General features: G+C 65.5%; 13 protein-coding genes. 3 read left to right on the plus strand and 10 right to left on the minus strand.

What is annotated here, in order from left to right; translation table 11 throughout:
• Positions 1–53 precede the first annotated feature (53 nt).
• The 8 genes from FHY06_RS07855 to FHY06_RS07890 all read right to left on the minus strand — a co-directional run bounded on the left by FHY06_RS07855 (position 54) and on the right by FHY06_RS07890 (position 9,351).
• Positions 54–818 (minus strand): ABC transporter ATP-binding protein, encoded by a 765-nt coding sequence (locus tag FHY06_RS07855; RefSeq protein ID WP_240649914.1) that lies wholly within the window; start codon positions 816–818, stop codon positions 54–56.
• Between the two features lies 1 nt (position 819).
• Complete coding sequence (locus FHY06_RS07860; protein WP_019654262.1) at positions 820–1,593, minus strand: ABC transporter ATP-binding protein; 774 nt, start codon at positions 1,591–1,593, stop codon at positions 820–822.
• 20 nt (positions 1,594–1,613) lie between these two features.
• Positions 1,614–2,822 (minus strand): branched-chain amino acid ABC transporter permease, encoded by a 1,209-nt coding sequence (locus FHY06_RS07865; protein WP_019654263.1) that lies wholly within the window; start codon positions 2,820–2,822, stop codon positions 1,614–1,616.
• A gap of 13 nt (positions 2,823–2,835) precedes the next feature.
• Entirely contained in the window at positions 2,836–3,765 is a 930-nt protein-coding gene (locus tag FHY06_RS07870) for a branched-chain amino acid ABC transporter permease (RefSeq protein WP_019654264.1), read from the minus strand.
• 251 nt (positions 3,766–4,016) lie between these two features.
• Entirely contained in the window at positions 4,017–5,309 is a 1,293-nt protein-coding gene (locus FHY06_RS07875; protein ID WP_126182755.1) for a replication-associated recombination protein A, read from the minus strand.
• 26 nt (positions 5,310–5,335) lie between these two features.
• Positions 5,336–5,968 carry an outer membrane lipoprotein periplasmic chaperone LolA gene (gene lolA / locus FHY06_RS07880; protein WP_019654266.1) on the minus strand — a complete coding sequence of 211 codons (633 nt, stop codon included), beginning with the start codon at positions 5,966–5,968 and terminating at the stop codon, positions 5,336–5,338.
• Between the two features lie 157 nt (positions 5,969–6,125).
• The gene (locus FHY06_RS07885) at positions 6,126–8,576 is read right to left on the minus strand and encodes a DNA translocase FtsK (protein WP_184604335.1); all 2,451 of its coding nucleotides are present in this window, start codon (positions 8,574–8,576) and stop codon (positions 6,126–6,128) included.
• A 100-nt stretch (positions 8,577–8,676) separates the two neighbouring features.
• A complete protein-coding gene (locus FHY06_RS07890; RefSeq protein ID WP_019654268.1) occupies positions 8,677–9,351 on the minus strand; it encodes a Crp/Fnr family transcriptional regulator in 675 nt (224 codons plus the stop codon).
• A gap of 183 nt (positions 9,352–9,534) precedes the next feature.
• Between FHY06_RS07890 and trxB the strand changes: the two genes are divergently transcribed.
• The 3 genes from trxB (at position 9,535) to rpmG (ending at position 11,085) form a co-directional block, all read left to right on the plus strand.
• Positions 9,535–10,494, plus strand: a complete 960-nt coding sequence (gene trxB / locus FHY06_RS07895) for a thioredoxin-disulfide reductase (protein ID WP_019654269.1) — start codon at positions 9,535–9,537, stop codon at positions 10,492–10,494.
• 172 nt (positions 10,495–10,666) lie between these two features.
• Positions 10,667–10,900 carry a 50S ribosomal protein L28 gene (rpmB, locus tag FHY06_RS07900; RefSeq protein WP_019654270.1) on the plus strand — a complete coding sequence of 78 codons (234 nt, stop codon included), beginning with the start codon at positions 10,667–10,669 and terminating at the stop codon, positions 10,898–10,900.
• An 11-nt stretch (positions 10,901–10,911) separates the two neighbouring features.
• Positions 10,912–11,085, plus strand: a complete 174-nt coding sequence (rpmG, locus tag FHY06_RS07905; RefSeq protein ID WP_007830291.1) for a 50S ribosomal protein L33 — start codon at positions 10,912–10,914, stop codon at positions 11,083–11,085.
• A gap of 187 nt (positions 11,086–11,272) precedes the next feature.
• Here the strand turns inward: rpmG and FHY06_RS07910 are convergent, their stop codons facing one another.
• On the minus strand, positions 11,273–12,487 hold the full coding sequence (locus FHY06_RS07910) for a DesA family fatty acid desaturase (protein ID WP_019654271.1): 1,215 nt from the start codon (positions 12,485–12,487) through the stop codon (positions 11,273–11,275).
• A 136-nt stretch (positions 12,488–12,623) separates the two neighbouring features.
• A complete protein-coding gene (locus FHY06_RS07915; protein ID WP_184604338.1) occupies positions 12,624–13,895 on the minus strand; it encodes an RsmB/NOP family class I SAM-dependent RNA methyltransferase in 1,272 nt (423 codons plus the stop codon).
• Between the last annotated feature and the right edge of the window lie 23 nt (positions 13,896–13,918).

Raw genomic sequence — 13,918 nt, forward strand, 5'->3', positions numbered from 1 at the left:
CGCCGCGCCATCCGGGCGCGGCCCGCACCGCCTGTGGCGAACGGAACGCCCGCCTATTCGCCGAGGTACGCGGCCCGCACGCGCGGGTCGCTCAGCAGGCCCTTGGCATCGCCGCTCATGGTGATGAGGCCCGACTCCATCACATAGCCGCGGTCGGCCAGCTGCAGCGCGCGATTGGCGTTCTGCTCGACCAGCAGGATGGTCACGCCCTGCGAGGCCACGGTCTGCACCACCTCGAAGATCTTGTCGCACATGATGGGCGACAGGCCCATGGTGGGCTCGTCCAGCAGCAGCACCTTGGGGCGTGCCATGAGCGCTCGGCCCATGGCCAGCATCTGCTGCTCGCCGCCCGACATGGTGCCGGCCAGCTGGTCCTTGCGTTCGCGCAGGCGCGGGAAGGTGACGAACACGCGCTCCATGTCGCTCGCGATGCCGGCCTTGTCCTTGCGGATGTAGGCGCCGATCTGCAGGTTCTCGGTGATGGTCATGCGCGTGAACACGCCGCGGCCTTCCGGCACCATCACCAGGCCCTCTTCCACCAGGTCCCAGGCGCCGCGGCCCTTGATGCTGCGGCCCAGGAACTCGATGTTGCCAGCCCCTGCCGGCAGCGTGCCGGTGATGGCCTTCATGGTGGTGGTCTTGCCGGCGCCGTTGGAGCCGATCAGCGAGACCAGCTCGCCCTCGCGCACCTCGAAGTCCACGCCCTTGACGGCCTGGATGCCGCCATAGCCCACCTTCAGGCCGTTGACCTTCAGCAGCACCTTGCCCGCCGTCTTCGTCGCGGTGTCTTGTTCGCTCGTCATCGTTGCTGCGCTCATCTCAATGTCCTCCGGTGCCGAGGTAGGCCTCGATCACCTTCTCGTTCTTCTGCACGTCCACCGGGGTGCCTTCGGCGATCTGCTTGCCGTAGTCCAGCACGGTGACGCGGTCGCACAGGCCCATGATGAGCTTGACGTCGTGCTCGATGATCAGGATGGTGCGGTTGTCGCGGCGGATGCGGTCGATCAGCTCGCGCAGCGCCACCTTCTCGGTGGAGTTCATGCCGGCCGCGGGCTCGTCCAGCGCGATGAGCTGCGGGTCGGTGGCCAGCGCGCGTGCGATCTCGAGGCGGCGCTGGTCGCCGTACGACAGCGTGCGCGCCTTGTAGTCGGCGAACTTGCCGATGCCCACGTAGTCGAGCAGTTCGTGCGCCCGCTCGGCGATGGCCTTCTCCTCGGCCTTGAAGCCACCGGTGCGGAACATCGCGCCGAGCACGCCCGAATGGGTGCGGATGTGGCGCCCGACCATCACGTTCTCGAGCGCCGTCATTTCGGCGAAGAGGCGGATGTTCTGGAAGGTGCGCGCGATGCCGGCCTTGGCCACTTCGTGCACCGCCGTCGGCTGGTAGGGCTTGCCCGCGAGCTCGAAAGTGCCGCTGTCGGGCGTGTACAGGCCGGTGATCACGTTGAAGAACGTGGTCTTGCCGGCGCCGTTGGGGCCGATCAGGCCGTAGACCTGGCCGCGCTTGATGGTGATGCCCACGTCGGACAGGGCCTGCAGCCCGCCGAAGCGCTTGGAGATGCCCCGGACGTCGAGGATGGTGTCGGTCGTCATGTTGATTCTTCCTCGTGCGTTCAGGGATTGATCGACATGGGACGGGAAGCGGCGCCAGGCAGCTCGTCGGCGGGCGTATCGATGCCCGGTGCGTGCGTCTGCAGCGAGCCGGGGGCCACTGCGGCATGGGTTGGGTCGACAGGCGCTCCGCCCTTCCTGGTCAGCGACTTGCCATGCTCCGGCGAGGGCCACAGGCCGCGCGGGCGCACCAGCATGATGACGATCATGGCCAGCGCGATGAACAGCTGGCGCAGGATGGAAGCGTCGAGGCGGCCGTCGGTCATCGACTGCAGCGGGCCCGCCACGTAACGCAGCACCTCGGGCAGCGCGGCCAGCAGGATGGCGCCCAGGATCACGCCGGGCAGGTGGCCGATGCCGCCGAGCACGACCATCGCAACGATCATCACCGACTCCATCAGGCTGAAGGACTCGGGCGACACGAAGCCCTGGAAGGCCGCGAACATCGCGCCGGAGACGCCGCCGAAGCTCGCGCCCATGCCGAAGGCCAGCAGCTTCATGTTGCGGGTGTTGATGCCCATGGCCTTGGCGGCGATCTCGTCCTCGCGGATGGCCATCCAGGCGCGGCCGATGCGCGAGAGCTGCAGGCGGTGCGAGATGAGGATGGTGACCAGCACCAGCGCCAGGAACAGGTAGTAGTAGAGCGTGACCGACGAGATGGTGAAGCCGTCGAACTTCAGCGCCTTGCCGAGGTCGAGCCCCCAGAACTTGATCGAGTCGATCGAGGTGATGCCCTTCGGACCGTTGGTGATGTTCACCGGCTGGTCGAGGTTGTTCAGGAACACGCGGATGATTTCGCCGAAGCCGAGCGTGACGATGGCGAGGTAGTCGCCGCGCAGCTTGAGCGTTGGCGCGCCCAGCAGCACGCCGAGCACCGCCGCGAGCACGAAGGCCAGCGGTATCACGATCAGCAGCGAGGTGTGCATGCCGTTCGGGAAGGTGATCTTGAACCACTCGAAGGTCTCGGACAGGTGCGACGAGCCCATCAGCGCGAAGAGGTACGCCCCCACCGCGAAGAAGGCCACGTAGCCCAGGTCGAGCAGGCCGGCGTAGCCGACCACGATGTTCAGGCCCAGGGCCAGCAGCACGTAGAGCAGTGCGATGTCGGCGATGCGCACCCAGGCGTTGCCCTGCATCTGCAGCAGCAGCGGCAGCGCGAGCACGGCGATGGCGCCGATGACGTACAGGGCGAGGTTCTTGCTGTTCTTCATGATGGCAAGCTCCTCAGGCGCGGTCGGCCACGCGTTCGCCCAGCAGGCCCGAAGGACGCAGCGTGAGCATGGCGATCAGCACGATGAACGCGAAGATGTCGCTGTAGTTGCTGCCGAGCACGCCGCCGGTCAGCGTTCCGATGTAGCCCGAGCCGATCGCTTCGATGAGGCCCAGCAGGATGCCGCCGACGACCGCGCCTGCCAGGTTGCCGATGCCGCCGAACACGGCCGCGGTGAAGGCCTTGAGGCCGGGCAGGAAGCCCATCGCGTGCTGCGCGATGCCGTAGTTGGAGGCGTACATGACGCCGGCGATGGCCGCGAGCACGGCACCGATGATGAAGGTGGCCGAGATGACCATGTCGGGTCGGATGCCCATGAGCGCCGCGACGCGCGGGTTCTCGGCGGTGGCGCGCATCGCGCGGCCGAGCTTGGTGTAGTTGACCAGCCACATGAGCACCACGAGCGAGAACGCCGTGACGCTGAGGATCATGACCTGGGTCGGGGAGATGACCGCACCGCCGAGGTGGATGGGGTCGGAAGGCAGGAGGGTGGGATAGGCCTTGTTGGTCGGCTTCCAGATGATCATCGCCAGCGTCTGCAGCAGGATCGACATGCCGATGGCGGTGATGAGCGGCGCGAGCTTGGGGCTGTTGCGCAGCGGCCGGTAGGCCACCTTCTCGATCACGAAGTTGAGGGTTGCCGCGACGACGCAGGCGATGATCAGCGCGATGAAGAGGATCAGCCAGCCCGGGGTGTTGGGCATGCCGTCCTTCATGAGCCCGATGATGGTCCAGCTCGTGAGAGCCCCCACCATCAGCACCTCGCCGTGCGCAAAGTTGATCAGATTGATGATGCCGTACACCATGGTATAGCCCAGGGCTATCAAGGCATACATGCTGCCGAGAACCAGACCGTTGATGATCTGCTGCAGCAAAATGTCCATAACGCGATTTCCTATGTGTTGCACCGTTGGGGTGCCATTCACCCACCGGGACACCGGTTTGGCGCCCCTGGCTTGACAAGCAAAAAACCAGCCAACATGTGTCGCCGGCGGATTTGTGGGCGGGATTGTAGTCACGCGCCAGCGCCGATTCGGTGCGCGCGGACCGGGGTTTACCCGCTCACGTCATGCTGTATGCGCGTGGGGTCATGCACGCTTTGCGCGCGTGCTGCAAGAGGGTATCGACGGCCGTATCAGCCCTTGGCTTCGTCGTTGCGCCGGCGCAGGTCGCGCAGCTTTTCCGCGATGCGGATCTCGAGTCCACGCTCCACCGGTTCGTAGAAGACCTGGCCCTCCAGGCCGTCGGGAAGGTAGCGCTCGCCGGCGGCGAAACCGCCCTCCTCGTCGTGCGCATAGCGGTAGCCCTTGCCGTAGTCGAGCTGCTTCATGAGCTTGGTCGGCGCATTGCGCAGGTGCATGGGCACCGGGCGCGTGGTGTCGGTCTTCACGAGGGCGCGTACCGCGTTGTAGGCCTTGTAGACCGCATTCGACTTGGGCGCGATCGCGAGGTAGACCACGCACTCGGCCAGCGCGAGTTCGCCCTCGGGGGTACCCAGCCGCTCATACACCTCGGCAGCGTCGAGCGCGAGGCGCAGCGCGCGCGGGTCGGCCAGGCCGATGTCTTCGCTGGCCATGCGCACCAGCCGGCGCGCCATGTAGCGCGGATCGGCGCCGCCATCGAGCATGCGCACGAACCAGTAGAGCGCGGCATCGGGGTCGCTGCCACGTACCGACTTGTGCAGCGCGCTGATGGTGTCGTAGAACTGCTCGCCGCCCTTGTCGTAGCGCCGCATGCGCTCGCCGAGCACGCGCAGCAGCCACTCGTCGGTGATCTGGTCGAGCTTCTCGGCGCGCGCTGCGACCGCGAGCGTCTCGAGCGTGTTGAGCAGCCGGCGCGCATCGCCGTCCGCATAGGCCACGAGACGATCGACCGCGGCGTCGTCGATGGCGGGCACGGCCTGTATGGCCTGAGCCCGCGCCACGATCTGCTTGAGATTGCTCTCGTCGAGCGACTGCAGCACGTAGACAGCGGCACGCGACAGCAACGCCGAATTGACCTCGAACGAGGGGTTCTCGGTGGTCGCGCCGATGAAGGTGAACAGGCCCGACTCCACGTGCGGCAGGAAGGCGTCCTGCTGGCTCTTGTTGAAGCGGTGCACCTCGTCGACGAAGACGATGGTGCGCTGCTGCGTGAGCCCGTCGCGCGCGGCGGTGGCGCGCTCCACCGCTTCGCGGATGTCCTTCACGCCGCCGAGCACCGCGCTGATGCTCAGGAACTGCGCGTCGAAGGCGTCGGCCATCAATCGTGCGATGGTGGTCTTGCCCGTGCCCGGCGGGCCCCACAGGATGCAGGAATGCGGCTGGCCCGATTCGAAGGCGATGCGCAGCGGCATCCCGGGGCCGAGCAGGTGCTGCTGGCCGATCACCTCGCCCAGCGTCTTGGGACGCAGGCGTTCAGCGAGGGGTTGATGAGCGGTGGTGGCCAATCCGGTGGGCTTGCTTGCGCGGTTACTTACTGCTTGACGACGTCCGCGCCGGCCGGCGGCTTGAAGTCGAACACGCTGGCGGGCAGGGACGGGTTCACCTCGACCTTGCTGAACTTGAGCACCGAGCGCTGACCGAAGCTGTCGAGGATTTCGAGCGCCGCCAATGCATCGCCCTGGAAACCGACCTGCACGCTCTGCAACTGGCCATCCTTGTTCTTCGGCGTGGCCTTGACCCACTGCAGGCCGTCGCGGTCGGGCGCGGACTCCAGCGTGAAATCGGCCTGCAGGGCCTTGAGGTCGGGCGCCGCCGCGATCAGCGCCGCGGGCGTGGAGCCCAATGCCTGCGCCTGCGCACGCTGCGTGACCTGGTTCAGGTCGGCGTCGTAGAGCCACAGCGTCCTGCCGTCGGCCACGATGCTTTGCGCGAAGGGCTTCTGGTAGTCGAACTTGAACTTGCCCGGGCGCTGGAATTCGAAGGTGCCGGCCGAGGTCTTGGTACGGCCCGGCTGGCCTTCACGCGCGGGCGCGGTGACGGTCTGGGTGAAGTCGGCGCGGCCGGACTTCACCGTCTTCACGAAGGTTTCGAGGCTGTCGAGCCCGCCTGCCCAGGCGTTGACGGAACTCAGCAGGCCTATCAGCAGCCAGTGACGCAGTTTCAATTTGGATTCCTCTGAATGGCTATGGCACCAGGCTTTCGACCCTACCCGCCGCGAATTGCGGCAGGTGTAGGCCTTGATGAAGATTTGCAATGCCGAAAGGCGCTTTTGCAAATTGCCTTTCAGCAAGTAACCTGAGCGATCCGGGTTTCGCGGCCCGTCATTCGGCCGCACGCGCGGGCACCAGGATCTCGCGCTGGCCGCTGCCGCTCATGGCGCTCACGAGGCCGGCCTTCTCCATGTCCTCGACGAGCCGCGCGGCGCGGTTGTAGCCGATCTTCAGGTGGCGCTGCACCAGCGAGATGCTGGCCTTGCGGTTCTTGAGCACCACTTCGACCGCCTGGTCGTACATCGGGTCCTTCTCGCCGTCGCCACCGCCGCCGAGCAGGTCGCCGTCACCGTCGCCATCGACCGTGCCGCCTTCGAGCACGCCCTCGATGTAGTCGGGCTCGCCCTGGCTCTTGAGGTAGGCCACCACGCGATGCACTTCGTCGTCGCTGACGAAGGCGCCGTGCACGCGGATCGGCAGGCCGGTGCCGCTGGGCATGTAGAGCATGTCGCCCATGCCCAGCAGCGCCTCGGCGCCCATCTGGTCGAGGATGGTGCGGCTGTCGATCTTGCTCGACACCTGGAAGGCGATGCGGGTCGGGATGTTGGCCTTGATCAGGCCGGTGATCACGTCCACGCTGGGGCGCTGGGTGGCAAGGATGAGATGGATGCCGGCGGCGCGCGCCTTCTGCGCGAGGCGGGCGATCAGCTCTTCGATCTTCTTGCCGACCACCATCATCAGGTCGGCCAGCTCGTCGATCACCACGACGATGTGCGGCTCGCGCTTGAGCGGCTCGGGATCGTCGGGCGTGAGGCTGAAGGGGTTGTAGATGAACTCCTCGCGCGCCTTGGCTTCGTCGATCTTGGTGTTGTAGCCGGCCAGGTTGCGCACGCCCAGCTTGCTCATGAGCTTGTAGCGGCGCTCCATCTCGGCCACGCACCAGTTCAGGCCGTGCGCGGCCTGGCGCATGTCGGTGACCACGGGCGCCAGCAGGTGCGGGATGCCTTCGTAGACCGACATTTCGAGCATCTTCGGGTCGATCATGAGCAGGCGCACGTCGCGCGCCTCGGCCTTGTAGAGCAGCGAAAGGATCATCGCGTTGATGCCCACCGACTTGCCCGAGCCGGTGGTACCGGCCACCAGCACGTGCGGCATCTTCGCGAGGTCGGCCACCACCGGGTTGCCGATGATGTCCTTGCCGAGGCCCATGGTGAGCATCGACTTGCCTTCGTTGTAGACCTGCGAGCCCAGGATCTCGCTGAGCTTGATCGACTGGCGCTTGGCGTTCGGCAGCTCCAGCGCCATGTAGTTCTTGCCCGGAATGGTCTCGACCACGCGGATCGACACCAGCGAGAGCGAACGCGCCAGGTCCTTCGCGAGGTTGACGATCTGCGAGCCCTTGACGCCGGTGGCCGGCTCGATCTCGTATCGCGTGATGACGGGGCCCGGCGAAGCGAGCACCACGCGCACCTCGACGCCGAAGTCCTTGAGCTTCTTCTCGATCATGCGCGAGGTCATCTCGAGCGTGTCGGCCGAGACCGTCTCCTGGCGCGCCTGGGCGGGGTCGAGCAGGTCGACCTGCGGCAGCTTGCTGTCGGGCAGTTCCTTGAAGAGAGGCTTCTGGCGCTCCTTGACGACGCGGTCGCTGCGAGGCACCTCGGTCATCGCGGGTTCGATCTGCACCGGTGGCGATGGCGGGCGGCGCTTGGGACGCGGCTCGATGAGGATCTCGTCGTCGCCTCCGCCACCGCCGGCAAAGGCACCGGACGATGGCGACAGCGAGGGCTCGGAGCGGCCGGAATCGATGTCGTCGCGCGCGTAGGCGGACTCGTCGGCTTCCGCACGCTCGCGGGCAGCCTGCTTGCCCATGGCGATGTCTGCAGCCATCTCGCGCTTTTCACGGCGCGACTCGAACAGCGAATAGAAGCGTGCGCCGATGCGCTCGGCGATCAGACTCCAGGAGAAGCGGAACACCAGCGCGGAGCCGATCACGCCCCCGGCGATGGCCACCAGCGCCGAGCCGGTGAAGCCCATCCAGCGCACGCTGGCGGGACCGACCAGATAGCCCAGCGCACCGCCGCCGGAGCCCGGAAGGTGGGCTTCGAGCCGGTAAAGGCGCGACCATTCGAGCACCGTGCTCGCGCAGAGCAGCAGGACGAGGCCGAGCCAGAAGGCAAGGCGGCTGCGGTTGAAGCGCCCGCGTGGCGCAGCCTGTTCGGCGGCCGAGGGTTCGCCGCCGCGCAGCCAGTTGGCCAGCGAAGACAGCCAGGCGCGCAGCCCGGCGAAAAGGCACCACCAGACGGAATAGCCGGCGGCGTAGTAGCTGCCGTCGGCCAGCCAGGCGCCGATGCGGCCGCCCCAGTTCTTGATTTCGCCCCCGGTGCCCGAAGTGGACCAGGCGGCGTCGGAGGGCGTGAAGCTCAGCATCGAGAGCAGCCAGAACAGCAGCGCTGCGAATCCTGCGATCAGCGTGATCTCGTGCGCGAAGCGCATGGCGCGCACGCGCACGGGTTGCGCCTCGGCGGCAGAAGAAGATTGAAGCGTATTCAGCGAATAGGTCATGAAAAACACGGCGCCCGGCCTCGGGAAACTGGGGCCGGATGCACGAACACTACAACAAAAGGCCGGGGCCGCCGTTACAGGCGGCCCCGGCCCTGGAGGCTCAGGCGAGCGAAAGGAGCCGTTCCTTGACGATCATCGAACCGTCTTCCTGCGTCTGGACGAAACCGCGCTCCTCGAGATCCTTCATCACCCGGCTCACCATCTCGCGCGAGGCGCCGACCATCTTGGCCAGATCCTGGCGGGAGATCTTCTCGCGCACCTTGAGATTGCCGGCGCCGTCCTCGATGGCGAACTCGAGCAGCGAACGGGCCACGCGCCCGTAGACGTCCATCAGCGCCAGCGACTCGATCTTGCGGTCGGCATGGCGCAGGCGCTGCACCAGGCCGCGCATGATGTTGTAGGCCATGGAGGAGTTCTCGGGCAGGCAGCGCGCGAAGGCGTCGCGGCCCAGCATGAGCACGTCGCACTGGATCTCGGTGCGCACGGTGGCCGAATGGGGCTCGTCGTCGATCAGGCTCATCTCGCCGAGGTAGTCGCCGGGATGCAGCGTTGCCAGGATGACCTCTCGTCCGCGGCTGTCGGCGCTGGTGACGCGAGCGCGGCCGGTCAGGATGATGTAGAGCGCATCGGACTTCTTGCCCTGCTCCACGACGACCTCCGCGCGCTTGAAGCGCTTCTTGATGATCGCGTCCGCGATGCTAGCGGACTGCGTGGCTGTCAACGACGCGAACAATGGAACGCGCCGAAGCAATTCGAGGTTGGACAGCATCGACATTTATCAATCCCTGAGATAGCGGGCGGAGCAATCCAGAAAGCAGCAAGCCGATGGATTACTACAATCGCGCGCATTGAAAACACCGTTTACCCGGTGTTGAACCGGGCAGTGATACTCCATATATATCGCTACCACCCTGAAAATGTACACGCTGACGCAGCGTCCATCCTAGGTTTTCTACTCATGTCCGCTCCCCAACACGCCAAGGTTTTGATTCTGGGCTCCGGCCCTGCCGGCTATACGGCCGCCGTCTATGCAGCACGCGCAAATCTGCAGCCCCTGCTCATCACCGGCATCGCCCAGGGCGGGCAGTTGATGACCACCACCGAGGTCGACAACTGGCCGGCCGATGTGCATGGCGTGCAAGGGCCCGACCTAATGCAGCGCTTCCTGGAGCATGCGGAACGCTTCAAGACGCAGATCGTCTTCGACCACATCAACAAGGTTGACCTGAGCAAGCGCCCCTTCACCCTCACCGGCGACAGCGGCACCTATACCTGCGACGCGCTGATCATCGCCACCGGCGCTTCGGCGAAGTACCTGGGCCTCGACTCCGAACAGAAGTTCATGGGCCGCGGCGTCTCCGCCTGCGCGACCTGCGACGGCTTCTTCTACCGTGAGCAGGAAGTGTGCGTGATCGGCGGCGGCAATACGGCCGTCGAGGAAGCGCTCTACCTCGCCAACATCGCGAACAAGGTCACCCTGGTGCACCGCCGCGACAAGTTCCGCGCCGAGCCGATCCTGATCGACAAGGTCATGGAGAAGGTCGCCGAGGGCAAGATCGAGCTGAAGCTGCACAACGAGCTCGACCAGGTGCTGGGCGACGATTCGGGCGTGACGGGCATCCGCATCAAGAACACACAGACCGGCGCCACGGAGCAGATCGACCTGAAGGGCTGCTTCATCGCGATCGGCCACCACCCGAACACCGACATCTTCCAGGGCCAGCTGGAGATGAAGGACAACTACATCCTGACCCGCTCCGGCCTGCAGGGCTTCGCCACGATGACCAGCATTCCGGGCGTTTTCGCCGCCGGCGACGTGCAGGACAACGTCTACCGCCAGGCCATCACCAGCGCCGGCACCGGCTGCATGGCCGCTCTCGACGCCCAGCGATTCCTGGAGCAGGACGGCACCCTGTAACCTGCAGGGCCCACAAAAGGGCTATAATCCGAGGCTTTGCCGAAACAGGGCTCTCTCACGGGCTACGGCAAAGCCGGGGTACCGCCACCCGTTTTCTGGCGAGGTCAAGCTGCAAAACACCTGCAATCGCCCTGATTGCCCCGGTGCCAGCTGTTCAAGAAAGAGTGTCCTCATGGCACGCGTATGCGACGTAACGGGCAAGGGCCCGATGGTCGGAAACAACGTTTCCCACGCCAACAACAAAACCAAGCGCCGGTTCCTGCCGAACCTGCAATACCGCCGTTTCTGGGTCGAAAGTGAAAACCGTTGGGTTCGCCTGCGTGTTTCGAGCGCCGCGCTGCGCCTGATCGACAAGAACGGTATCGACTCCGTGCTCGCAGACCTGCGTGCACGCGGCCAAGCCTAAGGAGCTGAATCATGGCAACGAGCAAAGGCGGACGCGAAAAGATCAAGCTGGAATCCACCGCGGGTACCGGCCACTTCTACACGACCAGCAAGAACAAGAAGACGATGCCTGAAAAGATGTCGATCATGAAGTTCGACCCCAAGGCGCGCAAGCACGTCGAATACAAGGAAATCAAGCTGAAGTAATTCGGCTCAGGTCTCCAAATAAAAAACCCGCTGCAAACACAGCGGGTTTTTTATTGCCTGTCTCTACACGTTTCGCATTTTCGCTCTGCCCTCTTTCATTGGGGATCTGGCACCCGCGAGAATTCGACGGACATAAAAAAGCCGGCCTGAGGGCCGGCTTTTTTTCGGGGGAGAGCCCCGCTTCGCGTCAGGCGCGAGCGGCGCGCAGGCGGGTCGAGAAGTCGCGCAGGCCTGCGATGCCGCTGGCTTCCGCACGATGGCACCAGGCCGCCAGATCGGCCGCCAGCTGCTCGCGCGACTGCGAGGTGTTCAGCCACAGCTGGCGCAGCTCTTCGCGCATCGTGACCATCTTGTCGAGCACCGGATGCGCGGCACGAGCCTGCACAACGTGCGAGCGGGCCGATGCAGGCACCTTGTCGTCGTCGCGGTGCAGCCAGCGCTTGGCAGCCTTGAGCACCGACAGGTCGGCGCCCTTGTTCTTCAGGGCAGCCAGCTCCTGGCTGGTGGCGCGGCGCATTTCACGCGCATAGCCGGCCATGACTTCGTAGCGGTTGGCGATGACGGCCTCGAGCGTCTTCTCGTTGGCCACGGGCTGGATATCGCCCATCAGCATCTTCGGCGGCACCTTCTTGACCTTGGCCCAACCCAGCTTCTGCAGCGCCTGGATGTAGATCCAGCCGATGTCGAACTCGTACTTCTTGACCGAGAACTTGGCCGAGGTGGGGTACGTGTGGTGGTTGTTGTGCAGCTCTTCGCCGCCGATGATCAGGCCCCAGGGCATGATGTTGCGGCTTGCGTCGGGCGCCTCGAAGTTGCGATAACCCCAGTAGTGGCCGATGCCGTTGATCACGCCGGCAGCGGTGATCGGGATCCAGAGCATCTGCACAGCCCACACGGCCATGCCGAGCGTGCCGAACAGCGCCAGGTTCAGGACCAGCATCAGGCCGACGCCCTGCCAGCTGTAGCGCGAATACAGGTTGCGCTCGATCCAGTCGTCGGGCGTGCCGTGACCGTAGCGCTCCATCGTTTCCTTGTTCTTCGACTCGGCGCGGTACAGCTCGGCGCCGCGCCAGAGCACCTCCTCGATGCCCTTGACCTGCGGGCTGTGCGGGTCGTCCTGCGTTTCGCACTTGGCGTGGTGCTTGCGGTGGATCGCGACCCACTCCTTCGTCACCATGCCGGTGCCGATCCAGAGCCAGAAGCGGAAGAAATGCGACGGGATCGGGCCCAGATCCATGGCCCGGTGCGTCTGCGTGCGGTGCAGGAAGATCGTGACCGCGGCAATCGTGATGTGCGTGGTGGCGAGCGTGTAAAGCACGATCTGCCACCAGGTGAGATCCCAAAGGCCGTGTCCGAGCCAATCGATGGCCGCATTGAGGACGGCGGAGTCAGGAAGCAACATTGAGTCAGGTACTCCATCATGGCCACACGAATGTGCAGCCTTCAGATAACCCGCGATTTTAAGGCGCGAGGGCCTAAAACAAGCCCTTTAAACCTTCACGAAAAGCGCAGATTAACCCTAGTTTGGAGTCCGTCCTCTATTTGCGGTTCCAGGCTGCGGCAAAGAAACCGTCGGTCGAATGCAGGTGCGGCCAGAGCCGCAGATAGCGCCTGCCGCCCTCCCCGCCGGCACACAGCGCCTCGAAACCCTCGACCTTGAGCCCCTGCAGCAAATCCGCCACATCCACCGGCACGAAGTCGGGATTGGCCGCGCTGAAGGCCTCCGCGATGGCCTCGTTCTCCTCCGGCAGCACGCTGCACGTGGCGTAGACGAGACGCCCGCCCGACTTCACCAGCCGCGCGGCACTCTGCAGGATGGCCGTCTGCTTGGCGGTCAGTTCCTCCACCGACTTCGGCGACTGCCGCCATTTCAGGTCCGGATTGCGCCTGAGCGTCCCCAGCCCCGAGCAGGGCGCGTCGACCAGCACGCGGTCGATCTTGCCCGCGAGGCGCTTGATCCGGTCGTCGCGCTCGTGGGCGATGGCGGCCGGGTGCACGTTCGACAGCTTGCTGCGCGCCAGACGCGGCTTGAGCGCGTCCAGCCGGTGTGCCGAGACGTCGAAGGCGTAGAGGCGGCCGGTGTTGCGCATCGTGGCGCCGATGGCCAGCGTCTTGCCGCCCGCGCCCGCGCAGAAATCGACCACCATCTCGCCGCGCTTGGCATCCAGAAGCAGCGCCAGCAGTTGCGAGCCCTCGTCCTGCACCTCGATGGCTCCGCGGGCGAAGGCATCGAGCTTGGTCAGCGCCGGCTTGCCTTCGATGCGCAGGCCCCAGGGCGAGAACGGCGTTGCTTCCGATTTGATAGCAGCCAGCGCAAGCTCAGCCTTCACATCCGCACGCTTGTCGGTCAGCGCATTAACGCGCAGGTCGAGCGGCGCGGGCTCCTGCAGGGCCGCCACCAGCGGCCAGAAGCCCTCGCCGAGCTGCGCCTTCAGCGGCGTCACGAGCCACTCGGGCAGGTTGTGGCGATGGCGCTCCAGCAGGTCGTCAGCCTTGACCGCGTCGCAGTTGTCGAGCCAGCGCTTCTCGGTGTCGTTGAGCGCGCTCTTCAGGAAGTCGCGCGGGCCATGGAAACCCAGGATCGCCATCCGGCGCTCCTTGGAGCCGCTGCCCGAGGGCGAGAGGTGATCGAACAGCAGCTTCTTGCGAAGCACGGTGTAGACGGTTTCGGCGAGCGTCGCGCGCTCGCGCGGGCCGAACTCGCGGTGGTCGCGGAAGAACCGCGATACGACCTGGTCGGCAGGGTGATCGAACTTCAGGACGAGGCCAACCAGATCGGCGGCGGCCTCCAACAGGGCTTTGGGATGCATCCCCCGATTGTCTCAGCCGCGGG

Source organism: Variovorax atrisoli, assembly GCF_014195185.1.
In the GTDB taxonomy this organism is placed as follows: Bacteria; Pseudomonadota; Gammaproteobacteria; order Burkholderiales; family Burkholderiaceae_C; genus Variovorax; species Variovorax atrisoli.